Origin of the sequence: Pseudonocardia sp. CA-107938 (assembly GCF_050936315.1) — a bacterium.
Lineage (GTDB): Bacteria > Actinomycetota > Actinomycetes > Mycobacteriales > Pseudonocardiaceae > Pseudonocardia.
In genome coordinates this window covers 1726851-1752280 of sequence record NZ_JBNJNA010000001.1, presented here as the reverse complement: position 1 = coordinate 1752280, position 25430 = coordinate 1726851, and the positions used below count along the sequence as shown (strand labels likewise).

Genomic DNA, 25430 nt, shown 5'->3' with positions numbered 1-25430 from the left:
CCGAGCGGGTCCGACAGTTCCGTCACGGGCGGGCGAGGCCGCGGTTCACCACGGTGTAGGCCACCTCGACCAGCACGACGGCGCTGGCGGACACCAGCAGCGCCACCACCATCGTCGGGCCGTGCCCGGGGTCGAGCTCCCAGAACCCCTGCCCGAAGAAGACCGGCAGGAACAGCGCCCACGAGAACGCGCCGACCGACGCCGCGATCATGAACAGCTTCCACCACGCGTACGGCCGCGCGACGACCGCGAGCACCCAGGTCGCGACCAGGTAGAGCGTCACGACGGCGGCGGTGCTCTGCTGGATCTCCGTCGCGGTCGTGTCGGCCCGCGCGATGAGGTAGGTGGCGACCGTCGCCGTCCCGGCGATCAGCCCGGACGGCAGCGCGAGCCGCAGCACCCGGCGCACGAACCCGGAGCGGGCCCGTTCGGTGTTCGGCGCGAGCGCCAGGAAGAACGCCGGGATGCCGATCGTCAGCGAGCCGATCAGCGTGAGGTGCCGCGGCAGGAACGGGAACGGCACCGCGATGACGCCGATGGCGATGGCCAGGAAGACCGAGTAGACGGTCTTGGTGAGGAACAGGTTCGCGACCCGCTCGATGTTGCCGATCACCCGCCGGCCCTCGGCGACGACGTGCGGCAGCGTGGCGAACGAGTTGTCCAGCAGCACGATCTGCGCGACCGCGCGGGTGGCCGGGCTGCCCGAACCCATGGCGACACCGATGTCGGCGTCCTTGAGCGCGAGCACGTCGTTGACGCCGTCGCCGGTCATCGCGACGGTGTGCCCGCGCGACTGCAGCGCGCCCACCATGTCGCGCTTCTGCGCGGGGGTGACGCGGCCGAACACGGTGCCGGCGGCCAGCGCGTCGGCCAGCGGCTCGCGCTCGGCCGGGAGCTCGCGCGCGTCGACGGGGGCGTCGGCGCGCGGCAGGTCCAGCGAGTGCGCGACGGCGCCGACCGAGCGGGCGTTGTCGCCGGAGATCACCTTGACCTCGACGTCCTGCTCGGCGAAGTAGGCGAGCGTGCCGGCCGCCTCGGGGCGGACCCGCTGCTCCAGCACGACCAGTCCGGCCGGGACGACCGTCGCGAGATCGATGTCGGCGTCCACGGTGGCCGTCGCGCGCCCGAGCAGCAGCACCCGGAGGCCGCCGGCGCCGACCTCGTCGGCCGTGGCCCGCTCGGGGCTGCCGGCGGGCAGCAGCACGTCCGGAGCGCCGAGCAGCCAGTGCTGATCCCCGGCGAAGCTGGCGCCGCTCCACTTGCGCGCCGAGGAGAACGGGACGGTCGCGGCGACCGACCAGCCCGGGTCCGGGCAGTGCTCCGCGACGGCCGCGAGGCTCGCGTTGGGCCGCGGATCGGCAGCGCCCAGCGCGCCGAGCGCGCGCCGCAGCCCGGCCTCGTCGTGCCCCGCGAAGGGCCGCACCTCGGCCAGCCGCATGCCGTTCTCGGTGAGCGTGCCGGTCTTGTCGGCGCACACGACGTCGACGCGGGCCAGCCCCTCGATCGCGGGCAGCTCCTGCACCAGGCACTGGCGACGGCCCAACCGCACCACGCCGACGGCGAACGCGATGCTCGTCAGCAGCACCAGGCCCTCGGGGACCATCGGCACCAGCGCCGCCACCATGCCGCGCAGCGCGTCGTCGATGTCGGTGCCCTGGGTGCGGAACTGGCTCCAGATGATCAGAACCGCGGCCGGCACCAGCAGGTACGTGATGACCTTCAGGATCGTGTTGATGCCGTTGCGCAGCTCGGAGTCGACGAGCGTGAACCGGCTCGCCTCCTCGGCCAGCTGCGCCGCGTAGGCCTCCCGGCCGACGCGCGTGGCCTGCTGCGCACCGGTGCCCACGGTGACGAAGCTGCCCGACAGCAACCGGTCCCCGACCTGCTTGTGCACCGGGTCGGACTCGCCGGTGAGCAGCGACTCGTCGACCTCCAGCCCGTCGGCCGCGAGCACCACCCCGTCCACGACGATCTTGTCGCCCGGCCCGAGGTCGATCACGTCGTCGAGCACGACGCCGCTCGGCGCCAGCTCGACGACCGTCCCGTCGCGGCGCACCCGTGGACGTGCTTCGCCGACGATCGCGAGCCGCTCCAGCGTCCGCTTGGCCCGCAGCTCCTGCACGATGCCGATCAGCGTGTTGATGATGATCACGAAGCCGAACAGGCCGTCCTGGATCGGCCCGATGACCAGGATGATCGCGAACAGGACGCCGACGATCGCGTTGAACCGGGTGAGGACGTTGGCCCGGACGATCTCCCCGACGCTGCGGCTCGCCCGCGCCGGCACGTCGTTCGTCTTGCCGTCGGCGACCCGCCGGGCGACCTCCGCCGCGGTCAACCCGCGCAGGATGCCGACATTCTGCTCGATAGTGGACACGCCACCGGAGAATACGCATTCCGGACATACGGCCCGCGAGCACTCACGCATCCGATGGCACAAGGGGACCCCGCGCACCCGCCAGAGCCCGTTGACCCTTGCTGCCTTCCGGCCCTGGGGGAGTTCACAGGATGGACGCCGCGCGGGGTCCGTGGACCAGTGTAGTGGGGTCGCAAGGCGGCCGGGCCACCCGGCTATGCTCGTCGACGGAGGATTCGCCTAGTGGCCTAGGGCGCACGCTTGGAAAGCGTGTTGGGAGCAATCCCTCAGGGGTTCGAATCCCCTATCCTCCGCAGGTCGGACGGGGTGCGCCGGGCAGGCACACCCCGTCGGCCATTTTCTGGGAGCTCCTGGTCGGTCGCGACCGTGGGCTCGACGTCACGGTCGTCGCCTCGCACGCCGCGCCGGCGGTGAAGCTCGAGCGCATCCGGGCGCGACCATCGGTCACCGTCGTCTGCGGCAGCAACGTCGACGTGCCCGCGTACCGGCAGTGGGTGGCGACCTGACCGGGCGAACTGTCCAGCACCTGTCAGGTTTGAGCGGTGTACTCGGGCGGTGTACGAGACCGAGGCCGAGATCGGCCGACTCCAGGACCTGCTCGATGCGTCCCTGAAGGGCGCGACCGGCCATCTGCAGTCCATCGTCACGGCCAAGCGGTCGCTGACGGCGGAACAGCTCGTCCGCGTGGTGACCGGGATGTGCACCCTGTCCATCGCGACCGTCACCCGCGCCGGTGAGCCGCGCATCAGCGGTGCGGACGGGCACTTCCTGCACGGCTGCTGGGTGGTGGGCACCGACCCGTCGGCGGCGAAGGCCCGTCACCTCGCCGCCCGACCCGGGATCAGCGCGTCCCACCTGCGCGGGGAGGACCTGGGCGTGTTCACGCACGGCCACGCCCGGCCGATCAACCCGCCGTTCGGCGACGACCCGCAGTGGCCGGAGACCCTCGCCTACCTCAAGGAGCACTACGGCGACGACGCGTTCGACTGGACCACCGTCGTCTACTACCGCATCGAGCCGACGTGGATGGCCGCCTACTGCCCCGATCCGGCGTCGATGACGGCCGCCACCGCCTCGATCTCCACCAGCTGATCGGCGTAGCCGAGCACGGTCACCCCTAGCAGCGTGCTGGGCACGTCGTGGTCGCCGAACGCGTCCCGCACGACCGCCCACGCCGTGCCCAGGTCGGACTGGTGGTTCGAGGCGACGAGCACGCGCGTGCTGATCACGTCGGTCAGGGCGGCGCCGGCGTCGTCGAGCGCGGTGCGCAGGTTGTCGACGGCGACGCGCGCCTGCCCCGCGTAGTCGCCGATCGCAGCGGTCGTGCCGTCCGCGTTCAGCGGGCACGCACCCGCGAGGAAGATCAGGCGGGCTGCGGCGGGCGCGGTGGCCGCGTAGGCGTACTCGGCGACGTCGGACAGGCGGGACGAGCGGATCAAGGTGACGGCGGACGGCACGCCCGCACCGTAGCGGGCCACGCCACCCGTTTCCGTCGACGCGAAGGCCCGGACCGGTTACCGGTCCGGGCCCTCCCGAGGTCCCGCTACTGCACGCGGATCAGCACGTTGCCGCGGTACGCGCCGGCCAGCATCCCGTCCAGCACGGCGGGTGCGTCCGCGATGCCGCCGTCGACGATCGTCGCCGGGTAGACGATCCGACCCTCCGCCAGCCACTGCCCGTAGTGGGTGTTCCAGGCGATGATCTGCTCCGGCGTGTGCAGCGTGCTGAACGGCCTGATGACCAGCTCCTTCACGATCGCCGTCATGATGTCCAGCCGCGGGTGCGCGCCCTCGCTGTCGTCGAGCTGGCCGGCCAGCGCGCCGCACAGCGCGAACCGCGCCCCGTGCGCCGCCGCCTTGACGGCCGCCTCGAAGGCGTCGCCGCCCACCGTGTCGAAGAAGACGGTGATGCCGTCCGGCGCGGCCGCGCGCAGCTGCTCGGCGAGGTCGCCGGCCCGGTAGTCGATCGCGACGTCGAACCCGAGCTCGTCGACGAGGTACGCGCACTTGGCCGGCCCACCGGCCGAACCGATCACGCGAGCGCCCAGCGCCTTCGCGATCTGGCCGGCCATCGAGCCGACGCCGCCGGCGGCACCGGAGACGAACACGACGTCGCCCGGGCCGACCTCGGCGATGTCGACGAGCCCGTGGTAGGCCGTCGTGCCCTGGTTGAGGGCGTACTGCGGCTCCGGCAGCCCGGGGTGCACCGGGAAGACCTCGGCGGCCGAGGCGACGACGAGGTCCTGCCAGCCGAGGCGGTGCACGACGGCGGTGCCGACCGGGAGGTCGTCGGCGTTCGAGGCGACGACCGTGCCGATGGCCGGACCGCCCACCGTCGCGCCGATCTCGAAGCCCGGCATCGGCAGGCCGGGGTCGGGCCGCATCAGGTCGGCCAGCACGGCCGGGAGCTGCAGCCAGGTCGTGCGGACGAGGACCTCGCCGGCTCCCGGTTCCGGCAGCTCGACCTCGTCGACGCTGGTGAGGGTGGTCGTGGGCTCGGTGCCCTTGCGGTGCTGGGTCAGGGTCACGCGGTTCGTCTTCGTGGTCATGAGAAGGACGATATGAGGCATGGCGGACGGAACTTGTCCTCTATGCTGAAGTGATGTGGGACACCCCGGGCCGGCTCCTTCGGCTCCTCGAACTGCTGCAGCAACGCCGCGAATGGGGTGGCGCCGAGCTGGCGGAACGGCTCGGGGTGTCCACGCGCACCGTGCGGCGCGACGTCGACCGGCTGCGCGCGATCGGCTACCCCGTCGACGCCCGCTACGGCGCCGACGGCGGCTACCGACTCGCCCCCGGCACCAGCCTGCCGCCGCTCATGTTCGACGCGGCCGAGGCCGTGGCCACCGTCCTCGCCCTGCGCAGCGCCAGCACCACGGCCGACCCGGCGCTGGCCGAGGCGACCATGCAGGCGCTCACGAAGCTCGTCGGGGTGATGCCGCGCCGGCTGCGCGCGCAGGTGGAGGCGCTCGCCGAGCAGGTGCAGCAGACCGACGCCGGCACGATCCGCGGCAGCACCCCCGCCACCGTGCCCGTCGAGACCCTCACCACCGCGGCCGTCGCCTGCCGGGAACGCCGGCGCACCACCGCTCGCCGCGGCACGGAGGAGCTGCTGCTCGACCCGCTGCGGCTCGTCCACGCCGGCCAGGGCTGGTTCCTGGTGGCCTACGACGTCACCGCCGGCGCGTGGGCCGCGCTGCGCCTCGACCAGCTCGGCGACGTCGTGGCGACCGACCGGCCCGCCGGCGTCCGCGAGCCGCCCGCCGAGGACCTCACCGCCTACGTCGTCGCGCAGCTCGGCACGGAGATCCAGCAGGTCCAGGCCGTGGTCGAGGTCGCGGCGCCCGCGGCCGCCGTCGAGCCGTGGATCGACCCGGCGTTCGGCACCGTCGAGCCGCTGACCGACGACACGTGCGTGGTCCGGTGCGGCGCCGACACCCTCTCGGCCGTCGCCCGCTGGCTGCTGCTCCTCGACGCCGAGCTGACCATCGTCGAGCCGGCCGAGCTGGCGCAGGAGTACGAGCGGCTCGCCGCGACAGTGCTGCGCTACGCCCGGACGCACCGCGGGTGAGGTGCCGTCACCGCGGCGCGAGCCGTTCGGCGAGCGCAGCCAGCTCGGACGCCGTCAGCTGCGGGGCGCCGGACCACTCGCTGGAGCGGAACCACGGCAGGTCCTCCGGGGTGCCGGGGTGCCGGACGAAGACGTGCTGGTGGAAGTGCGGCACGGACATGCCCGCGATCAGGGACATGACGAGGTCGGTGCCGAACTCCGCGGCCAGCGCCCGCGCGACTCGCCCGGCCGCCCGCGCCACGGCGTCGGTCTCCGCCGCGGTCAACCCCGGCCAGTGGGCGACGTGCCGCCGGGTCTCGACGAACGCGTGGCCGGCGATGCCGAGGCCGGTGGCCGCGTCGACCGGCCGGTGGGTGACCACGACGAGGTCGTCCTCCTCGATGACCGGGCAGCCGGCCAGCGGCCCACGGCTGGCGTGCTTCGCGCAGATGAGGCACTCGTCGTTCACGTTGCCCCCATCCGCGGGGCGTACATGATCACCGCGACGCCGGCGAGGCAGAGCGCGGCGCCGAGGTAGTCGAACCGGTCGGGGCGGAACCCGTCCACGACGATCCCCCAGGCCAGCGAGCCGGCGACGAACACTCCCCCGTACGCGGCGAGGATCCGGCCGAAGTGGGCGTCCGGCTGGAGGGTGGCGACGAAGCCGTAGACGCCCAGCGCGAGCACGCCCGCGCCGATCCACAGCAGCCCGCGGTGCTCGCGCACGCCCTGCCAGACGAGCCAGGCGCCACCGATCTCGGCGAGAGCGGCGAGCACGAACAGGATGATCGAGCGGGCGACGTCCATCACGAGCGCCCGTCCACGTGCGCGGCGAACTTCAGCACCCAGCGCCGCTGGAACACCGTCTCCACGGCGTGCGGCCGGTAGACGGCCCGCGTCCACGCGACGGCGTCCTCGGCCGGGTGCCCGGCGAGCACGGCCATGCACGCGATCGCGGTGCCGGTGCGCCCGTTGCCGCCCCCGCAGGTGACCTCGACGCGGCGACCGTCGCGGGCGGCGGCGTAGGCGGTCTCGATGGCCGTGACCGCGGCGGGCGTGTCACGGGGCACGCGGAAGTCGGGCCAGTCGATCCGCTCCGCCGGCCAGTCCGGCAGCGGGTCCCGGCCGGGCCTGCCCAGGAACAGCCCCAGCTCGGGCAGCGGACCACCGGGCAGCGGCTCGCGGCGGCCGCGTCCACGGATCGGCGTGCCGTCGGGGAGCAGGATCGCGCCGGCCAGACCGTTCATCCTCCGCATCCAACCCCGAGCGGCCGACTGGTGTGCACGAGGGTGATCCGGCGGCCGGTTACCGTGGCGAGCGTGACCTGGGAGCTGCGCGCGGCCGGGCCCGCGGACGTCGACGCGCTGCTGGTGTTCTGGCGGATCGCCGCGGAGCCGACCGACCGCAACGACACCCGGGAGGCCGTCGCCCGGCTCGTCGCGCACGATCCCGACGCCGTCGTCCTCGCCGAGGACGGCGACCAGCTGGTCGGGTGCGTCGTGGCGGGGTGGGACGGGTGGCGCTGCCACCTCTACCGGTTGGCGGTGCACCCAGACCGGCGCCGCGAGGGCATCGGCGCCGCGCTGCTGGCGGCCGCGGAGGAGCGGTTCGTCGCGCTCGGCGGGCGACGCGCCGACGCGATGGTCCTCGACGACAACCACCTCGCCCACCCGGCGTGGAAGGCGGCCGGCTACGCGCCGCAGGAGCAGTGGTCGCGCTGGGTGAAGCCGCTGCCGGGTGAGAGCAGCACGAAGCCGGAGTGAAACCCCCGTCCAGGAGCGTGCGGGCTCCAGGACGAGGAGGGGACCCTTGAACATCGACGAGAAGCACGAACGCCGGGCCTCCCCAGGGAGACCCGGCGTCGCAGGTGCGGTAGCGGTGGGATTTGAACCCACGGATGCTTGCACATCACGCGCTTTCGAGGCGCGCTCCTTCGGCCGCTCGGACACGCTACCGCCGACCAGTTTACTCCAGGCCCCTCACGGAGTTCCCTCAGGTGGCGCACGACAGAATGCGCTGGTGAACCGCGTTCGCCTCGCCGCCGTCCTGCTCGCCGTCGTGCTCGGCTCAGCAGTGGCCGGCTGTGCTCCCGCCCCGGAACCGGCCGCCCCCGCGGGCAATGCCGCCGGCTGCGCCAAGGGCGCACTGCAGACCCGCACCGCGGGCACGCTCACCTTCGGCACCGACCAGCCCGCCTACGCCCCGTGGTTCGCCGACGACGACCCGGCCTCGGGCAAGGGCTTCGAGAGCGCGCTCGCGTACGCGATCGCCGGCGAGCTCGGGTACGCCAAGGACAAGGTCACGTGGGTCCGCGTGCCGTTCAACGCGGCCATCCAGCCCGGGCCGAAGACCTACGACCTGGATCTCAACCAGTTCTCCATCACCGACGAGCGCCGCAACGCCGTCGACTTCTCCTCCCCGTACTACGACGTGAAGCAGACGGTGATCACGCTGGCCTCCAGCCCGATCGCAGGCGCCACGTCGATCGCGCAGCTCAAGGGCGCGAAGCTGGGCGCGCAGGTCGGCACCACCAGCCTCGACGCGCTCAACGAGCAGATCGCGCCCACCACGAAGGCCGCCGTCTTCACCACCAACGACGACGCCAAGCTCGCACTGCAGAACGGGCAGATCGACGGTCTCGTCGTCGATCTGCCGACCGCCTTCTACATCACCGGCGCCGAGCTGGACAACGGCAAGATCATCGGCCAGCTGCCGCCCTCCGCCGGCACGCCGGAGCAGTTCGGCGCAGTGCTGGACAAGGGCAGCCCGCTGACCGGCTGCGTGTCGGCGGCGGTCGATCGCCTGCGCACGGCCGGCACGCTCGCCGCGCTGGAGAAGCAGTGGCTGGCCTCCGCAGGGGCGGCGCCCGAGCTGAAGTGAGCGACGTGGTCGTGCTCAGCCCGTTGGCCGTCGAGCGGGCGGCGTACCGGCGTGCCCGGGCCCGCCGCTCGACGGCCGTCGCGCTCGTCTCGACGGTCGTGTTCGCGGGCGCGCTCTGGTGGGGCGTGACGAGCGCACCCGGCTGGCCCCGGGTGCAGTCGACGTTCTTCGATCCGGCGATGGCGTGGCACGCGCTGCCCGCCGTGCTGGAGGGGCTGTGGCTCAACCTGCGCGTGCTGGTGGTCGCCGAGGTCGGCGTGCTGCTGGTGGGCCTGGTGATCGCGGTGCTGCGCACGCTGCGCGGGCCGGTGTTCTTCCCCGTGCGCGCGCTCGCCACCGGCTACGTCGACCTCTTCCGCGGCATCCCCGTACTCATCGCGCTCTACCTGATCGGGTACGGGGTGCCGGCGCTGCGCCTGCAGGGCGTGCCGACCGACGTCGTGGTGCTCGGCACGGTCGCGCTGATCCTCACGTACTCCGCGTACGTGGCTGAGGTGTTCCGCGCGGGCATCGAGTCGGTGCACCCGTCGCAGCGGGCGGCGGCGCGGTCGCTGGGGCTCTCGCACCGCCAGTCGCTGCGGCTGGTGGTGCTGCCGCAGGCGGTGCGCAACGTGCTCCCTCCCCTGCTGAACGACTTCGTGGCGCTGCAGAAGGACGTCGGCCTGATCTCGGTGCTCGGTGCCGTGGACGCGATCCGCGCCGCGCAGATCGAGCAGGCCCGCAGCTTCAACTTCACCCCGTACGTGGTGGCGGCGCTGCTCTTCGTGCTGCTGTCGGTGCCCACCGGCCGCATCGCCGACGCCGTCGCGGCCCGATCCGGCTGGCGCGGCGCATGACCCCGGTGCTGCAGGTGGAGGGGCTCGTCAAGCACTACGGCGGGCGGCAGGTGCTGCGCGGCGTCGACCTCGCCGTCGCCGAGCACGAGGTGGTGGCGCTCATCGGCGCGTCCGGCTCGGGCAAGTCGACGCTGCTGCGCTGCATCGACCTCCTCGACGACATCGACGACGGCCGCATCCTCCTCGACGGCGTCGACATCTCCGACCCGCGCGCCGACACCCGCCGGCGCCGCCACAAGCCCGGCGGCAGCGTCGCCGCGCAGAAGTCGATGGCGATCGTCTTCCAGGCGTTCAACCTGTTCCCGCACATGACGGCGCTGCAGAACGTCGCCCTGGCGCCGCGGGTCGTGCACGGGCTGGCCGCGGGCGAGGCGGACGACCGGGCCCACGAGCTGCTCGCCAGGGTCGGCCTGGCCGACCTCGCCGAGGTCCACCCCGACCGGCTCTCCGGTGGCCAGCAGCAGCGCGTCGCGATCGCCCGCGCGCTGGCCGTGCGACCGCGGCTGCTGCTGCTCGACGAGATCACGTCGGCGCTGGACCCGGAGCTGGTCGGGGAGGTGCTCGCGATCGTGCGCGAGCTGGCCCACGGTGGCGCCACCATCCTCATGGCCACCCACGAGATGGGGTTCGCCAAGCAGGTCGCCGACCGGGTGTGCTTCCTCGACGGCGGGGTGCTGCTGGAGTCCGGTCCGCCGGAGCAGGTGCTCGGCGACCCCGTCGAGGAGCGGACCCGGCAGTTCCTGGCGCGGGTGATCGCAGCCGGGCGGTTGGGCTGAAGAGCGCGCACTCAGACCGTGCGCAGCGCCAGCACGGTCTTCAGGATCGTCGAGGCCGGGAGCTGCCGGGCCTCGTCCAGGGGCACCCACGCGGCGCGGTCCGTGCTGCCCTCGGGTTCGTCGCGCAGCTGCCCGCCGATGACCTCGCCGGCGTAGACGACGTGCAGCGCGTGCGTCTCGCGGGGGCGGCCGTGCCGTTCGTGGTGCCACATCGTGGAGTCGATCGTCAGCAGCGGGCCGAGCTCGACGACGAGCCCGGTCTCCTCCGCGACCTCGCGCACCGCGGCGTCCTCCGGCCGTTCGCCGTGGTCGATGCCGCCGCCGGGCAGGGTCCACCGGTCGACGCTGCGGAAGCGGACGAGCAGCAGCTCGCCGGACCGTTCACAGAGGACGTACGCCCCGACCCGGGTGCGGCGATCCGGCTCCACCCGATCACCCTAACGGTGGGTCGCGAAGAACCCCTCCATCAGCGCCGCCGCCTGGGCGGCCAGCACCCCGCCCACCACCTCGGGCCGGTGGGCGAGCCGGCGGTCGCGCAGGACGTCCCACAGCGAGCCGACCGCGCCCGTCTTGGGTTCCCATGCGCCGAACACCACCCGCGCCACCCGAGCCAGCCCGATCGCGCCGGCGCACATCGTGCACGGCTCGACCGTCACGGCGAGCGTGGTGCCCTCCAGCCGCCACTCGCCGCGGACCGCCGCCGCGGCACGCAGGGCCAGCACCTCGGCGTGCGCGGTCGGGTCGCCGAGTGCTTCGCGGGCGTTGCACGCGACGGCCAGCTCGCGACCCTCGGCATCGACGATGACGGCGCCGATCGGGACGTCACCCGTGCGAGGTGCCCGCGCCGCGACCTCGAGAGCACGCCGCAGCAGTGCCTCGTCGGCGCTGGTCAACGCGCTCCGACGGCCTCGGCGAACGCGTCGGCGAACCCGCAGCGGCGGGCGATCGCGGTGAGCTGCTCGTCGGGGTAGAGCTCCAGCTCGGCGGCGAGCACCTCCAGCTCGTCGGCCGGCAGGCCCAGGTCGGCGAGGATGGCGAGATCGCCCTCCGGCCACGGGTCGTCGAGCGCGTCGTCGTCCGGTGGCAGCTCGATGCGCAGCAGGTCGAGCACGTCGGCGGCCACGTCGTAGTCGAGCGCGGCCGCTGCGTCGCTCACCATCAGCGAGACGCCGCCGGGGATGGGGCGCAGCAGCACGAAGAACTCGTCGTCGACGTCGAGCAGGCCGAGCACGGCGCCCGTCGAGCGCAGGGCGCGCAGCTCGGTGATCGCGGCGTCGAGGTCGACCAGCGCCTCGGGATCGAGCAGCGAGCAGCGCCATCGACCGTCCTCCCGGACCGCGGCGACGGCGAATCCGGGCAGGGCCTGTTCCCGCACGTCGGCGGGTTTCGAGACGCTCTGCACGGCCATGCCTCCTACGGTAATCCCGAAGGCCCCTGTGCCCCAAACCACACCGGGGAAGTTGCCCTGCCCGTCACCTGGTGGAGATGCCAGGATCAATCCGTGGTTCCCCGTTCGGATCTCCTCGCCGCCGCCCGTGCCGTCCAGCCGCGAACGGTGGCGCTGCGCAGGGCACTGCACCGACACCCGGAACTGGGGCTGGATCTTCCGGGCACCCGTGACGCGGTCGTCGCCGAGCTGGCGGACCTGCCGCTGCGGGTGCACCTGGGCAGCGCGGTGTCGTCCGTCGTCGCCGTCCTCGACGGCGAGCGGCCGGGTCCGACGGTGCTGCTGCGCGGCGACATGGACGCGCTGCCGCTCACCGAGGACACCGGCCTGCCGTTCGCCTCGCACGTCGACGGGGCGATGCACGCGTGCGGCCACGACACGCACACCGCGATGCTGACGTCGGCGGCGCGGCTGCTGGCCGAGCGGCGCAGCGAGCTGGCCGGGCGGGTGCTGTTCATGTTCCAGCCGGGCGAGGAGGGCTTCCACGGCGCCCGGTACATGCTGGAGGAGGGCCTGCTCGACGTGGACGGGCCGGCCGGTCGGCCGGACGCAGCCTACGCCCTGCACATCTCCGCGACGCTGCCGTCGGGCGAGATCCAGACCCGCCCGGGGCCGATCATGGCCGCGGCCGACGTGGTGTCGGTCGTGGTCACCGGCCGTGGCGGGCACGCGTCCGCGCCGCACGACGCGCTGGACCCGCTGCCGGCCGCGGCCGCCATGGTCGGCGCCCTGCAGACGGCGGTGACCCGCCGCATCGACACCCACGACGCGGTGGTGCTCACCATCGCCCACATCACCGCGGGCACCACCAACAACATCATCCCGGAGACCGTGCACATGGAGGGCACGCTGCGCACGTTCACCCCGACGGCGCGCACGCTCATGCACGAGGAGATCGAGCGCGTGTGCACGCACGTCGCGCTCGCGCACGGCTGCACCGCCGAGGTCACCATCGACCCGGGCTACCCGGTCACCGTCAACGACTCGGGCGCGGCCGACCGCGTCAGCGAGATCGCGGCCGGCGTGCTGGGCGCGGACCGGGTCACCGACATGCCGACGCCGATCATGGGTGCCGAGGACTTCTCGTACGTTCTGGCGGAGATCCCCGGCGCGATGACGTTCCTCGGGGGCGCCCATCCCGGCGCCGACCTCGCGACGGTGGCGCCCAACCACTCCAACCGCGTCGTGTTCGACGAGGCCGCGCTGCCGTCCGGGGTGGCGCTGTACGCCGCGCTGGCGCTGCACGGGGCACCGTAGGTGCTGCGCGCACTCGCGGCGAGGCTCGCGTCCGGCGAGCTCGATCCCGTCGCGCACGTGCGGGACGTGCTGGAGCGGCTCGCCGCCGACCCGTTCAACAGCGTGGTCGCCCTCGACGCCGAACGCGCGCTCGCCGAGGCCGCCGATCCGCGGCCGGGGCCGCTGTCCGGGGTGGCCGTCGGGGTCAAGGACCTGATCGATGTCGCCGGCCTGCCGACCCGCTGCGGCTCGACGGTGCTCGCCGACGCCCCGCCGGCGACGGCCGACGCCCCGGTGGTGGCGCGGCTGCGGGCGGCCGGTGCGATCGTGGTGGCGAAGCTGCACACCCACGAGTTCGCCTTCGGGCCGACGGGCGACGTCGCCGCCACCGGTCCGGCGCGCAACCCGCACGACCCGACGCGGATCACCGGCGGCTCGTCGTCGGGCTCGGCCGCGGCGGTGGCGGCCGGCTACCTGCCGTTCACGCTGGGCACGGACACCGGCGCGAGCGTCCGCACCCCGGCCGCGCTGTGCGGGGTGGTGGGGCTCAAGCCGCGGTTCGGCGCGCTGCCTACCGACGGCGTGTTCCCGCTCTCCGAGACCTGCGACCACGTCGGCCTCCTCACCCCGGACGTCGACTCGGCCGCCTTCGCGTGGGAGGTGCTGAGCGGCGAGCCCGCCGCCGATCCGGGCAGCCTGCGCGTGGGCGTGCTCGCCGACGACTACTGGCGGCCGTTCGACCCCGTGCTTGACGACGCCGTCGCGGCAGCGATCGCCGGGCTGCGCGCGGCCGGCGCCGAGATCGTCCAGCTGCGCACGCCGATGATCGATCCGCTGGCCGCGACCTATGCGCCGATCGTCGGCTCGGAGGCCAACGCGACGCACGCCGCGTGGATGGCCGAGCGCCCCGGCGACTACCAGCCGGCCACGATGGCCCGACTCGCCCCGTGGACGCTCTCGGCGGGCGAGTACATCGCCGCGCAGCGGACCCGCCGCCGGCTCGTCGCGGAGCTGGCGCAGGCCTGCGCCGGCGTGGACGCGCTCGTCCTGCCGACCACCCGGCTGCGGGCTACCCCGATCGGCGTCGCGGAGGTGGACGGGCACGACGTGCGGTCGGCGCTGCTGGCGCTGACGCTGCCGTTCAACCTGGCCGGCTGGCCGGCGGTCTCCGTTCCGGGCGCGGTGTCCGACGGCGGGCTGCCGGCCGGCGTCCAGCTCGTGGGCGTGCGCCTGACCGAGCACCAGCTGCTGCGGGTGGCCGCGACGATCGCGCAGAGTTGACCCGCGTACCGTTGCCGACCGTGTCGGAACGAGCGGTGTGCGTGATCGGGACCGGGCTGATCGGGGGCTCGCTGATGCGGGCCGCGGAGAAGGCCGGACGGGCCGTGTGGGGCGCCACCGCCTCCCCGTCCACCGCTGACGACGCCACCGCCGACGGCTTCGACGTCACCGTCGACACCGCAGCCGCGCTGCGCCGCGCCGTCGACACCGACGCGCTCGTCGTCCTCGCCGTGCCGCTGCCCGCGCTGGCCGGGGTGCTCGACCTCGTCGGGGCGCACGCGCCGACCTGCCGGCTCACCGACGCCGTCAGCGTCAAGGTCGCCGTCGCCGACCTCGTCGCGGAGCGCGCGCCGCACGCCCGGTTCGTCGGCGGGCACCCGATGGCGGGCACGTCGGAGTCGGGCTGGGGCGCCGGCACCGCGGAGCTGTTCGTCGATGCCGCGTGGGTGGTCGCGTCCGACGACGGCGCCGACCCGCAGGTGTGGGCCGACGTCGCCGAGCTCGCATGGGACTGCGGAGCGCGCGTCGTGCCGGCCGCGAGCGACGAGCACGACCTCGCCGTCGCGCGCATCTCGCACCTGCCGCACCTGCTCGCCGCCGTGCTCGCCGCGGTCGGCGCGGAGGGCGACGAGCTGGCGTTGTCGCTGGCCGCCGGCTCGTTCGCCGACGGCACCCGCGTCGCCGGCACCCGACCCGAGCTGGTGCTGGCGATGTGCGAGGGCAACCGCGACGCGCTGCTCGGTGCCGTCGACTCCGCGCTCGGCCGGCTCGGCGCCATGCGCGGCGCGCTCGCCTCCACCGGCGGCCTCGCGAAGACCGTCGAGGCCGGGCACGAGGCGCGGCAGCGGTGGGCGGCGGCCCGGGAACCGGAGCAGCTGCGCATCCGCCGCGGGACGGGCATGGCGGCACTGCGCGACATCGGCCGGCGCGGCGCGGTGATCACCGGCTGGAAGTAGCGTGACCTGATGTCCGAGTCCGAGCGGGAGCGGCTGCTCGCGCTGGCCGCCGGCTACGTGCTCGAGCACGGCATCGCCGACCTGACGCTGCGCAAGCTCGGCCAGGCCATCGGCACCAACAACCGGATGCTGCTCTACTACTTCGGCTCCAAGGAGCAGCTGATCGAGCACGCGCTCACCGCTGCCGCGGCGGGCTTCCCCGCGCTCGAGTCGGCGATCGCGGCGCTCGACGGTCCCGGCCCGCTGCTCGACCGGTTGCTGGCCTGCTGGTCGGGCATCGCGGCCGCGGAGAACCTGCCGTTCCACCGGCTGTTCTTCGAGGTCTTCGGGGTCGCGGCGCACCGGCCGGGGCGGTTCGACCGGTTCCTCGCGAGCGTCGGGCACGACTGGACCAACCGGGTCGCGACCTCCCTGCGCGCCGAGGGCGTCCCCGATCCGCAGGCGCACCGGCTGGCCCGCGAGCTGGTGGCGCTGTGGCGCGGCCTGCAGTTCGACCTGCTCTCCACCGGTGACGCGGCGGCCGTCGCCGACAGCTACACCGCCACCGCCACCGCGTTCGCAGAGCGGTGCGCGACCGCCCGGCTGGTCGATCAGCCGACGAGCTGAGTCTGGCCGGGCTCGACGATGTCGAGGGTCCCGGCCGGCACCGCGATGGCGCTCGTCGTCCAGCCCCAGATCGAGTAGAGCCGCCGGTCCGGGTCGGAGTGCCCGTGCCGGCCGTGCAGGACCCGGTAGTTGTCGACGACGGCCATGTCGCCGGTCTCCAGCAGGAACCGCGGGCCGGTGTCGCGCGCCTCGCACACCGCGGCGTGCCAGCGCTCCACCATCGGCCACTGCTCCGCCTCGGCCGGCCCTGCGACCGGCGCGAGGTACGGGTGGTGGCGCACCTGGCGGCGGCCGTCGGCGAGACTGCGCGCGATCGGCGCGAACGGCAGCTGCGGGTGGCTGGGCTCGGTGTGGTCGATGTCGACGGTCGTGGCGAACTCGACGAACTCCGCGTTCGCGGGATCCTCGGCCATCAGGTCCAGCAGGGCGCCGCCGTCGATGAGGAACGACTCCCCGCCCGTCACGGCGGCCCGCGCGCTGAAGAGGAACAGCCGCTCGGGCGCGTAGTCGCCGAACGCGAAGCCGTCGTTGTGCGGCGGCATCGCCTTGGCCGTGTCGGCGGAGAAGTCCCGCTTGCGGCCGCGGGCGTCCGCCGGCTCGTCCTTGATGCGGAGCTCGTCGGCCTCGCCGTTGCTCTTGGTCGCCTCGATCTGCCGGCTCACCCGCACGCCGGCCGCGCCGAGCACGGCCCACCCGTACGCGATCGCGGCCTCCTCGCTCTCGATGCCGCGGACGATCGCGGCGCCCTCCGCCTCGACGACGGCCCGGGCCTCCTCGGGGCTCGACACGTACCGCGGGACCAGACAGGCACGACCCAGATCCGTCACGACGACCTCCTCGACACGGTTGAACCGATCGGTTCAACCGACAGGGTAGGCCGAGTTCGTTTCCGGTGGGTTACCCCGACGACGGTGCGAGCAGGCGCCAGGACCGCGCCGGCACCAGCCAGGGATCACCGCCGGTACCGGCCGGGGCGAGCACCTCGGCCGGCCCGTCCGCGGGGAAGCGGTGCTCCCGGTCGGCGATGTTGAGCAGCACCACGACGCGTCGCCCGTCCGCCTCGCTGGTGACCGCGATCTGCTCGTTCGCGAGGTGGTCGACGCTCGTGCGAGCCCCGGTCAGCCACGGGTTGCGCCGCCGCGCCCCGATCAGCTCCTGGTGCGTCCGGTACACCGGCCAGCCTTGCGGCGCGAGCTCGGCGGGTGTCGCGGGGAACGCCGGGCGAACCGCGTCGTCGCCGCCGGCCCGGTCCTCCTTGACCCCGCGGAACGCCTGCTCGTCGCCGTAGTAGATCGCGGGCACGCCGGCGACGCCGAAGAGCACCGCGAGCGCATGCCCCAGCAGGCCCGGATCGTCGAGCCGGCTGGCGATGCGCGTGACGTCGTGGTTGCCGACGAAGGTCATCGGCACGGACGTCGCGGCGAACCCGTCGTGCCGCTCCAACGCCCACGCCAGCTCGAACAGGTTGCGGTCGTTGAGCGAGCTCCAGATCGCCTTCCACAGCTCGTACTGGGTGACCGAGTCGAGGCCGCCCTCCCGGACGAACGCCCCGTAGTCACCGTGGATCACCTCGCCGACGAGCCACGCGTCGGGGTGCTTCGCGTGCACGGCATCGCTGATCCGGCGCAGCGCCTCGCGCGGGACCGCGTACGCCGCGTCGAGCCGCCAGCCGCTCGCACCGGCGTCGAGCCAGTGGTTCATGACCTCGACGACGTAGTCGGTCACCTCCGGCTCGGCGTGGTTCAGGGCGACCAGGTCGCAGTGGCCCTCGAAGTCGCGGTACGCGAACCCGTCGGCACCCCGGTCCGCGTCGAAGTCGATGTCGAACCAGCGCGCGAACCGGGACCCCCGCCCGTGTTCGAGGACGTCGCGGAACCGGGGGAAGTCGCGGCCGACGTGGTTGAACACGCCGTCGAGCAGGACGTGCACGCCCTTGGCCCGGCAGGTGTCGAACAGCCACAGCAGGTCGTCCTCGTCGCCCAGCCGCGGGTCGACCCGCAGGTGGTCGATGGTGTCGTAGCCGTGCGTCCCCGACGCGAACACGGGGCCGAGCGCCAGACCGTTGCAGCCGAGGTCGAGGAGGTAGTCGAGCCAGCGTTCGAGCGCGCGCAGCCGCGGCACGGGACGGGGGCCCGCGTGTTCGGCGGCGGGCTCGGCGCCCGTGAACCCGAGCGGATAGACGTGCCACCAGATGACGTGCTGGGTCCAGCCGGGCACCGTTCCTCCTACTGATTCGCCGTTCAGTAGAAGCCTACTGAACGGCCGATCAGTAGTGCCGCTAGGGTGGCGCGGTGTCCCGGCGCCGGCTCAGCCCGCAGCAGCGGCGCGCAGAGCTGGTCGACGCGGCGCAGCAGGTCTTCGCGGCGAAGCCGTACGACCAGGTGCGGCTGGAGGAGGTGGCCGCGGTGGCCGGAGCATCCACCGCGCTCGTCTCGTTCCACTTCGGCGGCAAGCGCGAGCTGTACCTCGCCTGCCTGCGCTCCGTCGTGGACGAGCTGCTCGCCCGGCACGCCGCGCTGCCCGGCCCACCCTCGATCGAACGGCTCGCCGCCGGGCTGCGCATGCACCTCGAGTTCGCCACCCAGCGCCGGGCCGGGTACCTCGCCATCGTCCGCGGCGGCCACGAGACCACCTTTCCCGAGGTCACGGCGTTGCTCGCGGACGTGCGCGAGCAGCTGGTCGCCCGGCTCGCCGAGGGGCTCGGCCGGCCGCGCACGCCGGCGCTCGACCTCGCGCTGCGCAGCTACCTCGGGTACGTCGACACGGTGACCGCGTCCTGGCTGGAGCTCGACGCCGCCGAGCGCGCGCAGGTGCCGGTCGACACGGTCGTGGCGGTCGTCATCGGCGCCTTCCGGGGCTCGATCGCCGCACTCCCGAGCCAGTAGACGACCGCACATGGCTGGGCCCGTTCACACACGTTCGGACGGGCGCCTCCACCTCACACACCTCGTGGCCACGGCACACAGGTTCGGCGGTGTGTGAGGTGGCCGCGCGCTGTGTGACGTCCGCGGGTGAGGTCCGGTGTGCCGGATTTCGATCATGCGGGCGTCGGCGACAGCCTGTTCGCGATGCCGGGGTACGAGACGACGAACCCGTCGGTGTCGACGACGATCTCCGCGGTGAACCCCTCGGTGGAGAACTCGATCACGGCGCCGCCGTCGTCGATCGAGACGGTGCGGTAGGTCTGCTCGACGCGGCTGACCTCGAGGTCGGGCAGCGACACCCACACCATCGGGATGGTGTGCTCGCCGGCCTCCTTGTGCAGGCCGAGTCGGCGGATGGGCAGCGTGTTGAACATCGGGCTGCCCTCGAGGTCGACGTCGAGGGCGCCGCCGAAGTCGGTGCGCGCCCCGCCCGATCCGGTGTCGAGGAGCCAGAAGCCTTCCTCGGGGCGGTTGAGGGTGAGGTGGCGTTCCTTGTCGGCGGTGGCGCTGGTGATCGAGACGCGGTTGAGGGTGCCGTCCTCGCGGACCACGAGCCGGTAGGAGGCGGTGTACTCACCGACCCGGACCAGCCGGCTCAGCGCTCGCAGCGTGTGGCCGGGGCCGAGCAGCACACGGGCGCCTTCGAGCCCGTGGCCGTCCTCGGCCTGCCACGTGAGCATGGTCGTCACCCGACTCACCGTAGACCACGCCGTACCCGACGGTGCCCCCTCCACCTGCGAAGGGGGCACCGCGGACTACTGAGCGGCCGGGCCGTCGGGGATGATCTCCTTGAGCTTGTCGACGGCCATGTCGACCTGCTCCTCGTGGCCGAACTTCTCCTTGACGACGTCGCCGACCTTCTCGGCCGCCATCTCGACCTTGTCACCGTGCTCGTTGAGCAGCTCCCCGGCCTTACCGGCGAGGCTGTTGAAATCCACCATGGCGGGCATCATGCACCCCCCACCGCGTTCGGCGGGAGATCGTCCCGAACCCGCCGCAGCACCAGTCCCTGCAGGCTCCCGTCCGATCGTTCTCCCTGGTGCCCCACCTCCACGACCAGCACCGGAGCGCACCAGCGGGCACCGTTGGCAGCTGACCGCGGCAGCGGATCGCGGAACGGCGGGGCCACCGCGGGCACCAGGCGCAGCTCGATAGCGCGCTGGACGGCGTCGACGGACAGCCCGGATTCCACCCGTCCGAGGTACCGCAGGCCGGGTCCGTCCGGTTCGCCGAGCAGCAGCGCGCCGATGCGGCCGCGGTCGGGCACCCACCCCCCGACGACGCAGTTGGCGGTGCGCCGGTGCGCCACCGCCACCCAGCCGGCGCTGCGCACGCCCGCCTCGTACGGGTCGGCGCGTCGCTTCGCCACGACGCCCGCCATGCCCTGTGCCGCGGTGGCGGCCAGCAGCGCGGGACCGTCGGTGTACGCCGGCGACACCGCCGCCACCGGCACCGGCGAGAGGTCCAGCCGCTCCAGGGTGGCGCGCCGCTCCACCAGCTCGCGACCGGCGAGGTCGACCCCGTACAGCCGCAGCACGTCGAACACCATGAACGTGACGGGCCGCGCGGCGGCCACCGCGGCCGGCACGGCGCCCTGCAGCCGGCCGGTCAGCGCCGCGAAGCTGGGCACCCCGCGCTCCAGAAGCACGATCTCGCCGTCGAGCACCACGTCGGGGGCCACGGCGACGAGCTCGGCGAGCTCGGGGAAGTAGGTGGTGACGTCACGGCCGTCGCGGGTGGTGAGCCGCAGCTCGGCGACCCCGTCGTCGGTGCGCACCTCGGCGAGCACGCGCATGCCGTCCCACATGACCTCGTAGAGCCACTCCGGGCCGTCCGGGAGCGCTCCAGGGGTGGCGAGCATGGGCTGCACCCGGCCATGCTGGCACCCATGCGAGCGATGTGGAGTGGAGCGGTGTCGTTCGGCCTGGTCAGTGTGCCGGTCAAGGCGTACTCGGCCACGCAGAGCCACGACATCCGGTTCCATCAGGTCCACTCCGCCGATGGGGGGCGGATCAAGTACAAGCGCACCTGCGCGATCGACGGGGAGGAGGTCGAGTACGCCGACATCGTCAAGGGCTACGAGACCGAGGACGGCGAGCTGATCACCCTCACCGAGGAGGACCTGGACACCCTGCCCACGGCCACCGGCCACGAGATCGACGTGATCGAGTTCGTTCCGGCCGACCAGATCGATCCTTTGCTGTTCGACAAGTCGTACTTCCTGGAGCCCGAGGCGAAGGCGGCCAAGCCGTACGCACTGCTGCGCGAGGCGCTCGTGCAGACCGAGCGCATGGCCGTGGTGAAGGTGGCGCTGCGGCAGCGGGAGAGCATCGCGGTGCTGCGGGTGCGCGACAAGGCGATCGTCCTGCAGACCATGCTGTGGCCCGACGAGGTGCGCGAGCCCGACTTCGACGTCCTGCAGACCGAGGTGGAGCTGCGGCCGCAGGAGCTGACGATGGCGGCGTCACTGGTGGAGAGCCTGGGCGCCGACTTCGACTCCTCCGACTTCCACGACGAGTACCGCGACGCCGTCGAGGCGCTGATCGAGCGCAAGCGCACCACGGGCGAGACCCGCCCGGCGCCGGCCGTCGAGAAGCCGGCGGACGAGGGCGACAGCATGACCGACCTGCTCTCGGCGCTGCAGGCCAGCGTGGAGGCGGCGCGGGCAAAGGCGGGCAAGGCCGACGAGCCCGCGGCACCGGTCGAGGAGAAGCCGAAGAAGTCACGGGCCAAGGCGAAGAAGGACGAGGACACGGAGGAGGAGCGGCGCAAGGGCGCGTGACGGACCGGTCAGGAATCGAGAAGCACTCCTGACCTGCTCTTCCTTACCGTTCCTGGCATGCAGAACACCGCTTCGGCCAGCACCCGTCCCGCCTGGTTCCGCCGGGCGCACCGCGTCCTGGCGACCCTGTTCACGCTCTCCGTCGTCGCCACGAGCATCGCGCTGGCGCAGCCCGAACCGATCATGTGGATGTCGTACGTGCCGCTGTTCCCGCTGGCGCTGCTCATGATCACCGGGCTGTACCTGCTGGCGCTGCCGCACGTGCGCAGGTGGCGCGCGGTGCGCACGTCCTGACCGTTGTGCCGGTGGCGAACGGCGCCCGATCGGGGCGTCGCGATCACTACCGTCGGCCGCATGACGACGGTCACGACGCGCACGGTCGAGTACCCGGCCGACGGCCTGACGATGATCGGGCACCTGGCACTCCCCGCTGGCACGGACCGCCGGCCTGCGGTGCTGCTCGGACCGGAGGGAACCGGACTCGACGACGTCCAGCGTCGCCGGGCGGACGCCCTCGCCGAGCTGGGGTACGTGGCGCTGGCCTTCGACATCCACGGCGGGCGCTGGTTCACCGACCCCGACGAGATGCTGGCGCGCTGCATGCCGCTGCTCGCCGACCCCGACCGCATGCGCGAGATCGGCCGCGCGGCGCTCGACGTGGTGCACGCCGAACCACGTACCGATCCCGACCGGGTCGCCGCCGTCGGATACGGCACCGGGGGCGCGATCGCGGTGGAACTCGGGCGCGCCGGTGTGGACCTGCGGGCCATCGCGACGGTCAACGGGCTGTTCACGGGCAGACCGGGCGAGGCGTCACGCATCCGCTGCCCCGTGTGGGCCGGGGTGGGATCGGAGGACCCGATCCAGTCACCTGCGCAACGGGACGCGTTCGTCGCCGAGATGCAGGCAGCCGGCGTCGACTGGCGGCTCGTCGTCTACGGCGGTGCACTGCACGCGTTCCACCACCCGATGGCGCTGCCCGGCCGGCAGAACCTGCTGCCCGGTGTCGGCTACCACCCGCTGCACGCCGAGCGGGCATGGCGCGACGTCGTCGCCCTGCTCGGCGAATGCGTTCCCGTGTGACCCTCTACGGACCCAGCGCGGTCTTCGGCGGCTCCTGGTCCTTGGCCAGCGCGTCGAAGAGCGCGCTCGCGCGCTTCTTGTCCCAGTGCACCTCGCCGTCGGCGACGGGGACGGTGGTGGAGATCCCGCTGCTGATGCCGCGCATGGCGAGGCCGAGCTGGGCGAGGTTCCACACGTGGTCGCCGGAGTTGACGGTGATCGCCGAGGTGAGCTGGCTCGCCAGCGGCACGATGCGGAACGGGTTGAGCAGGGTCGCCGGGCTCGTCACCTTGTCGAGCAGGGCCGAGAGCAGCGCGCGCTGCCGCTCCACGCGTCCGAAGTCGGACGACGCGGTGGCGCGGGTGCGGACGTAGCCGAGCGCGGTGGGGCCGTCGAGCGTCTGCACGCCCTTCTTGATGTCGAGCGCAGCCTTCGGGTCCTTGATCGACTCGGGCACGTCCAGCTCGACCCCGCCGACCGCGTCGACGACCTTCACGATGCCCAGGAAGCCGATCTCGGCGTAGTGGTCGATGTGCAGGCCGGTGGCGGCCTCGATGGTGCGGACGAGCAGCTCGGGCCCACCGCCGTCGGGGCCACCGCCCTTGCCGTACGCCGAGTTGACCTTCGCGACGCCGTGGCCGGGGATGTTGAGCAGCGAGTCGCGCGGGATGCTCACCAGCGTGGTGGGACCGCTGCCGGTGTGCAGGATCATGATCGTGTCGGTGAGCTGGGAGACCTCGTCGCCGGTGGCGTAGCGCTCCTTCTCCTCCGGCGTGAGCTTCTGGCGCGAGTCGGAGCCGACGATCAACCAGTTCGTGCCGCTGGACGACGTCGTGCCGTCGGCGGGCAGAGCGGCGGTGCGGCTGAGCGAGACCTCCACCCAGACGCCGCCGGCGATCGCGAGCACCAGCAGCGCGACCAGCACGATCGCGATCCGCCGGCCCCAACGCGGCCGCCGCGGCCTGCGCGGCGGTGGCCCCGGCCGACGCTGCGGCGGGCGGGCCTCGGTGGGCCGGTACTGCTGCGGCCTGCCCTGCGGCATGACCTCGGTGCGCTGCATCGGCGGCGGGCCAGGCGGGCGCTGCTGCCCCCAGCCCTGACCGCCGCCGGGCACCGGCGGACGCGGCGGTGGGCCGCCCCAACCCTGTCCTCCGCCGCCCTGCATGCCGCATCCCGCCCTTCGCGTGTCTGGTGGAGAAGACGTGCGAACCGGACGTCAGGTTCCCATCACACCAATTCCGTGCCCTCGAACACTCCCAGCTCCTGCACGTAGAACTCCAGGCCGACGCCGTTCGGGTCGTGGATGTAGATCGAGTTCTCGATGCCGCGGTCGGGTCCGACGTAGCTGACGCCGGCCTCGTCGAGCCGCTTCTTGGTGGCGTCGAAGTTCTCCTGAGTGGTGGACAGCGCGAGGTGCTGGACGGCGCCGATCGTCTCGCTGTACGGGGGGTGGTCGTGGCCTGGGAAGTCGAAGAAGCCGAGCAGGTTGCGGTTGCCGATGTCGAAGAAGAAGTGGCTGGAGCCGCGGTAGTCGCGGTTCTCCACGAGCTCGACCAGCGGGAACCCGAGGAGGTCCTGGTAGAAGGCGATCGTCTCCTCGACGTCGCGCGCCACGAGGGCGAGGTGGTGCACGCCGCCGACGGTCGTGGCCGGGCGCTCCGCCTTGGGGCGCAGGTACTTCTGCTTGAGCTGCTCGCGGCGGGCCCGGACGGCCTCGAGCGCGGCTCCCTCTGGCTGCGGCATCGGATCGGTCCTCTCGCTCGGTGGTGCCCGGTCCAACAGTAGTTGAACACGCAACATTCCACGTGTGCTCGGATTCGGGCAATACTCGACGAGGTGGACGAGTTGGTGTGCCAGGACCTCGTCGAGCTCGTCACCGACTACCTCGAAGGCGCGCTGGGCCCGGCGGAGACCGCACGGGTGCAGCGGCACCTCTCGACCTGCGACGGCTGCACCGCCTACGTCGACCAGGCGCGGGCGGCCGTCCGGGCGAGCGCGGCGCTGCCGCCGGAGCTGCCGAGCGCGCAGGCGGAGGCCCAACTGCTGGACATCTTTCGGACGTGGGCGGGGCAGCGCGACCGGTGACGGACGTCGATCTGGCCACCCTGCGCAGCGGCGACGAGGCGGCGTTCCTCCGCCTGGTCAGCACGCACCACTCGGCGCTCGTGCGCCTCGCGCTGGTCTACGCGTCCAGCCGGGAGGTGGCCGAGGAGTGCGTCCAGGAGACGTGGATCGCGGTCCTGCACGGCATCGACCGCTTCGAGGGCCGCTCCTCGCTGCGCACCTGGATCTGCCGGATCCTGATCAACATCGTGCGGCGCCGGGCCGCCGACGAACGCCGCGAGCTGCCGTTCTCCAGCTTCACGGACGACGCGGGCCCCACCGTCGACCCGGACCGGTTCTTCCGATCGGGGCCGAACGCCGGGCACTGGGCGGTCCCGCCGGTCGCGCTGCCGGAGCAGGAGGCGCTGTCCGGCGAGCTACGCACCGTCGTCGCGGACGCGATCGCGGCGCTGCCCGAGACCCAGCGCACGGTCGTCACGCTGCGCGACGTCGAGGGGTGGGCGGCCGACGAGGTCAGCGCCCTCCTCGAGATCACCCCCGGCAACCAGCGGGTGCTGCTGCACCGCGCGCGTTCCCGTGTCCGCGCGGCGCTCGAGCGCTACCTGGACCGCGTTCCTGCACGGGATCTGTAACGCATCTCCCCTCGGCCGCCAC

At 73.2% G+C, this 25430-nt stretch carries 32 protein-coding genes, 2 tRNA genes and 1 other RNA gene; 17 read left to right on the top strand and 18 right to left on the bottom strand.

Translation table 11 applies throughout. The annotated features are described in order from the left end of the window. Positions 1-22: 22 nt before the first annotated feature. Both ACQEVB_RS08765 and ffs read right to left on the bottom strand, forming a co-directional pair. Positions 23-2377: an HAD-IC family P-type ATPase gene (locus ACQEVB_RS08765; protein WP_432967240.1), complete on the bottom strand. Its 2355-nt coding sequence runs from the start codon at positions 2375-2377 to the stop codon at positions 23-25. A gap of 59 nt (positions 2378-2436) precedes the next feature. Continuing rightward, an RNA gene (ffs, locus tag ACQEVB_RS08760) (signal recognition particle sRNA small type) lies at positions 2437-2531 on the bottom strand. A gap of 54 nt (positions 2532-2585) precedes the next feature. Here ffs and ACQEVB_RS08755 point away from each other — a divergent pair. Both ACQEVB_RS08755 and ACQEVB_RS08750 read left to right on the top strand, forming a co-directional pair. Next, a tRNA-Ser gene (locus ACQEVB_RS08755) sits at positions 2586-2670 on the top strand. Between the two features lie 262 nt (positions 2671-2932). Further along, positions 2933-3469, top strand: coding sequence for a pyridoxamine 5'-phosphate oxidase family protein (locus tag ACQEVB_RS08750; RefSeq protein WP_432967238.1), 537 nt, complete (start codon positions 2933-2935; stop codon positions 3467-3469). Here ACQEVB_RS08750 and ACQEVB_RS08745 read toward each other — a convergent pair. Further along, on the bottom strand, positions 3412-3834 hold the full coding sequence (locus ACQEVB_RS08745; protein ID WP_432967236.1) for a RidA family protein: 423 nt from the start codon (positions 3832-3834) through the stop codon (positions 3412-3414). The two genes, ACQEVB_RS08750 and ACQEVB_RS08745, sit on opposite strands and share 58 nt — an antisense overlap. A gap of 86 nt (positions 3835-3920) precedes the next feature. Next, positions 3921-4925, bottom strand: coding sequence for a zinc-binding dehydrogenase (locus ACQEVB_RS08740; RefSeq protein ID WP_432967234.1), 1005 nt, complete (start codon positions 4923-4925; stop codon positions 3921-3923). Positions 4926-4978: 53 nt separating this feature from the next. On the opposite strand from ACQEVB_RS08740, the gene ACQEVB_RS08735 reads away from it, so the two are divergent. Continuing rightward, positions 4979-5947, top strand: coding sequence for a helix-turn-helix transcriptional regulator (locus tag ACQEVB_RS08735; protein ID WP_432967232.1), 969 nt, complete (start codon positions 4979-4981; stop codon positions 5945-5947). Positions 5948-5954: 7 nt separating this feature from the next. On the opposite strand, the gene ACQEVB_RS08730 is transcribed toward ACQEVB_RS08735, so the two are convergent. From ACQEVB_RS08730 to ACQEVB_RS08720, 3 genes are read right to left on the bottom strand one after another with little or no spacing between them, the layout of a single operon-like run. Continuing rightward, a complete protein-coding gene (locus ACQEVB_RS08730) occupies positions 5955-6395 on the bottom strand; it encodes an HIT domain-containing protein (RefSeq protein ID WP_432967230.1) in 441 nt (146 codons plus the stop codon). Beyond that, positions 6392-6733, bottom strand: a complete 342-nt coding sequence (locus tag ACQEVB_RS08725) for a YnfA family protein (RefSeq protein ID WP_432967228.1) — start codon at positions 6731-6733, stop codon at positions 6392-6394. The genes ACQEVB_RS08730 and ACQEVB_RS08725 overlap by 4 nt, the downstream gene beginning before the upstream one ends. Further along, complete coding sequence (locus tag ACQEVB_RS08720; protein WP_432967226.1) at positions 6733-7173, bottom strand: protein-tyrosine phosphatase family protein; 441 nt, start codon at positions 7171-7173, stop codon at positions 6733-6735. The genes ACQEVB_RS08725 and ACQEVB_RS08720 overlap by 1 nt, the downstream gene beginning before the upstream one ends. Positions 7174-7245: 72 nt before the next feature. On the opposite strand from ACQEVB_RS08720, the gene ACQEVB_RS08715 reads away from it, so the two are divergent. Then, positions 7246-7689: a GNAT family N-acetyltransferase gene (locus ACQEVB_RS08715; protein ID WP_432967224.1), complete on the top strand. Its 444-nt coding sequence runs from the start codon at positions 7246-7248 to the stop codon at positions 7687-7689. A gap of 107 nt (positions 7690-7796) precedes the next feature. On the opposite strand, the gene ACQEVB_RS08710 is transcribed toward ACQEVB_RS08715, so the two are convergent. Continuing rightward, positions 7797-7881 (bottom strand) — tRNA-Ser (locus tag ACQEVB_RS08710). 64 nt (positions 7882-7945) lie between these two features. Here ACQEVB_RS08710 and ACQEVB_RS08705 point away from each other — a divergent pair. The 3 genes from ACQEVB_RS08705 to ACQEVB_RS08695 are packed head-to-tail and all read left to right on the top strand — an operon-like array spanning position 7946 to position 10418. Continuing rightward, the gene (locus ACQEVB_RS08705) at positions 7946-8806 is read left to right on the top strand and encodes an ABC transporter substrate-binding protein (protein ID WP_432967222.1); all 861 of its coding nucleotides are present in this window, start codon (positions 7946-7948) and stop codon (positions 8804-8806) included. Further along, complete coding sequence (locus ACQEVB_RS08700; RefSeq protein WP_432967220.1) at positions 8803-9642, top strand: amino acid ABC transporter permease; 840 nt, start codon at positions 8803-8805, stop codon at positions 9640-9642. Before ACQEVB_RS08705 ends, ACQEVB_RS08700 begins: the two co-directional genes overlap by 4 nt. Next, positions 9639-10418: an amino acid ABC transporter ATP-binding protein gene (locus ACQEVB_RS08695; RefSeq protein ID WP_432967218.1), complete on the top strand. Its 780-nt coding sequence runs from the start codon at positions 9639-9641 to the stop codon at positions 10416-10418. The genes ACQEVB_RS08700 and ACQEVB_RS08695 overlap by 4 nt, the downstream gene beginning before the upstream one ends. Before the next feature lie 11 nt (positions 10419-10429). On the opposite strand, the gene ACQEVB_RS08690 is transcribed toward ACQEVB_RS08695, so the two are convergent. The 3 genes from ACQEVB_RS08690 to ACQEVB_RS08680 are packed head-to-tail and all read right to left on the bottom strand — an operon-like array spanning position 10430 to position 11826. After that, entirely contained in the window at positions 10430-10846 is a 417-nt protein-coding gene (locus ACQEVB_RS08690; RefSeq protein ID WP_432967216.1) for an NUDIX hydrolase, read from the bottom strand. 9 nt (positions 10847-10855) lie between these two features. Then, complete coding sequence (locus ACQEVB_RS08685) at positions 10856-11311, bottom strand: nucleoside deaminase (protein WP_432967214.1); 456 nt, start codon at positions 11309-11311, stop codon at positions 10856-10858. Continuing rightward, positions 11308-11826, bottom strand: coding sequence for a tRNA adenosine deaminase-associated protein (locus tag ACQEVB_RS08680; RefSeq protein WP_432967212.1), 519 nt, complete (start codon positions 11824-11826; stop codon positions 11308-11310). Before ACQEVB_RS08680 ends, ACQEVB_RS08685 begins: the two co-directional genes overlap by 4 nt. 93 nt (positions 11827-11919) lie before the next feature. On the opposite strand from ACQEVB_RS08680, the gene ACQEVB_RS08675 reads away from it, so the two are divergent. The 4 genes from ACQEVB_RS08675 to ACQEVB_RS08660 are packed head-to-tail and all read left to right on the top strand — an operon-like array spanning position 11920 to position 15944. Further along, a complete protein-coding gene (locus ACQEVB_RS08675) occupies positions 11920-13122 on the top strand; it encodes a M20 metallopeptidase family protein (RefSeq protein WP_432967210.1) in 1203 nt (400 codons plus the stop codon). Continuing rightward, positions 13123-14382, top strand: coding sequence for an amidase (locus tag ACQEVB_RS08670; protein ID WP_432967208.1), 1260 nt, complete (start codon positions 13123-13125; stop codon positions 14380-14382). 20 nt (positions 14383-14402) lie between these two features. Next, positions 14403-15338, top strand: coding sequence for a prephenate dehydrogenase (locus tag ACQEVB_RS08665; protein ID WP_432967206.1), 936 nt, complete (start codon positions 14403-14405; stop codon positions 15336-15338). A 9-nt stretch (positions 15339-15347) separates the two neighbouring features. After that, on the top strand, positions 15348-15944 hold the full coding sequence (locus ACQEVB_RS08660) for a TetR/AcrR family transcriptional regulator (protein ID WP_432967204.1): 597 nt from the start codon (positions 15348-15350) through the stop codon (positions 15942-15944). Here ACQEVB_RS08660 and ACQEVB_RS08655 read toward each other — a convergent pair. Both ACQEVB_RS08655 and ACQEVB_RS08650 read right to left on the bottom strand, forming a co-directional pair. After that, entirely contained in the window at positions 15929-16771 is an 843-nt protein-coding gene (locus ACQEVB_RS08655) for a TauD/TfdA family dioxygenase (protein WP_432967202.1), read from the bottom strand. The genes ACQEVB_RS08660 and ACQEVB_RS08655 overlap by 16 nt on opposite strands. Before the next feature lie 70 nt (positions 16772-16841). Beyond that, on the bottom strand, positions 16842-18161 hold the full coding sequence (locus ACQEVB_RS08650; protein ID WP_432967200.1) for an alpha-amylase family protein: 1320 nt from the start codon (positions 18159-18161) through the stop codon (positions 16842-16844). 74 nt (positions 18162-18235) lie between these two features. Here ACQEVB_RS08650 and ACQEVB_RS08645 point away from each other — a divergent pair, with 74 nt between their 5' ends. Beyond that, a complete protein-coding gene (locus tag ACQEVB_RS08645; protein ID WP_432967198.1) occupies positions 18236-18829 on the top strand; it encodes a TetR/AcrR family transcriptional regulator in 594 nt (197 codons plus the stop codon). A gap of 152 nt (positions 18830-18981) precedes the next feature. Here the strand turns inward: ACQEVB_RS08645 and ACQEVB_RS08640 are convergent, their stop codons facing one another. The 3 genes from ACQEVB_RS08640 to ACQEVB_RS08630 all read right to left on the bottom strand — a co-directional run bounded on the left by ACQEVB_RS08640 (position 18982) and on the right by ACQEVB_RS08630 (position 20729). After that, complete coding sequence (locus ACQEVB_RS08640; RefSeq protein WP_432980239.1) at positions 18982-19548, bottom strand: putative glycolipid-binding domain-containing protein; 567 nt, start codon at positions 19546-19548, stop codon at positions 18982-18984. Between the two features lie 75 nt (positions 19549-19623). Continuing rightward, entirely contained in the window at positions 19624-19809 is a 186-nt protein-coding gene (locus tag ACQEVB_RS08635) for an Rv0909 family putative TA system antitoxin (RefSeq protein ID WP_432967196.1), read from the bottom strand. Between the two features lie 8 nt (positions 19810-19817). After that, complete coding sequence (locus ACQEVB_RS08630; RefSeq protein ID WP_432980236.1) at positions 19818-20729, bottom strand: DNA ligase; 912 nt, start codon at positions 20727-20729, stop codon at positions 19818-19820. Between the two features lie 27 nt (positions 20730-20756). Between ACQEVB_RS08630 and ACQEVB_RS08625 the strand changes: the two genes are divergently transcribed. From ACQEVB_RS08625 to ACQEVB_RS08615, 3 genes are read left to right on the top strand one after another with little or no spacing between them, the layout of a single operon-like run. Next, positions 20757-21650: a Ku protein gene (locus ACQEVB_RS08625; protein ID WP_432967194.1), complete on the top strand. Its 894-nt coding sequence runs from the start codon at positions 20757-20759 to the stop codon at positions 21648-21650. A 57-nt stretch (positions 21651-21707) separates the two neighbouring features. Then, positions 21708-21944, top strand: a complete 237-nt coding sequence (locus tag ACQEVB_RS08620; RefSeq protein WP_432967192.1) for a hypothetical protein — start codon at positions 21708-21710, stop codon at positions 21942-21944. Between the two features lie 60 nt (positions 21945-22004). After that, positions 22005-22733: a dienelactone hydrolase family protein gene (locus ACQEVB_RS08615; RefSeq protein WP_432967190.1), complete on the top strand. Its 729-nt coding sequence runs from the start codon at positions 22005-22007 to the stop codon at positions 22731-22733. A gap of 4 nt (positions 22734-22737) precedes the next feature. On the opposite strand, the gene ACQEVB_RS08610 is transcribed toward ACQEVB_RS08615, so the two are convergent. Both ACQEVB_RS08610 and ACQEVB_RS08605 read right to left on the bottom strand, forming a co-directional pair. Next, the gene (locus ACQEVB_RS08610) at positions 22738-23877 is read right to left on the bottom strand and encodes an LCP family protein (RefSeq protein WP_432967188.1); all 1140 of its coding nucleotides are present in this window, start codon (positions 23875-23877) and stop codon (positions 22738-22740) included. Positions 23878-23939: 62 nt separating this feature from the next. After that, the gene (locus ACQEVB_RS08605; RefSeq protein WP_432967186.1) at positions 23940-24455 is read right to left on the bottom strand and encodes a VOC family protein; all 516 of its coding nucleotides are present in this window, start codon (positions 24453-24455) and stop codon (positions 23940-23942) included. Between the two features lie 93 nt (positions 24456-24548). On the opposite strand from ACQEVB_RS08605, the gene ACQEVB_RS08600 reads away from it, so the two are divergent. Together ACQEVB_RS08600 and ACQEVB_RS08595 are read left to right on the top strand one after the other, a co-directional pair. Further along, a complete protein-coding gene (locus ACQEVB_RS08600) occupies positions 24549-24797 on the top strand; it encodes a zf-HC2 domain-containing protein (RefSeq protein ID WP_432967184.1) in 249 nt (82 codons plus the stop codon). Further along, on the top strand, positions 24794-25408 hold the full coding sequence (locus ACQEVB_RS08595; RefSeq protein WP_432967182.1) for an RNA polymerase sigma factor: 615 nt from the start codon (positions 24794-24796) through the stop codon (positions 25406-25408). Before ACQEVB_RS08600 ends, ACQEVB_RS08595 begins: the two co-directional genes overlap by 4 nt. The last annotated feature ends 22 nt before the right edge of the window (positions 25409-25430 follow it).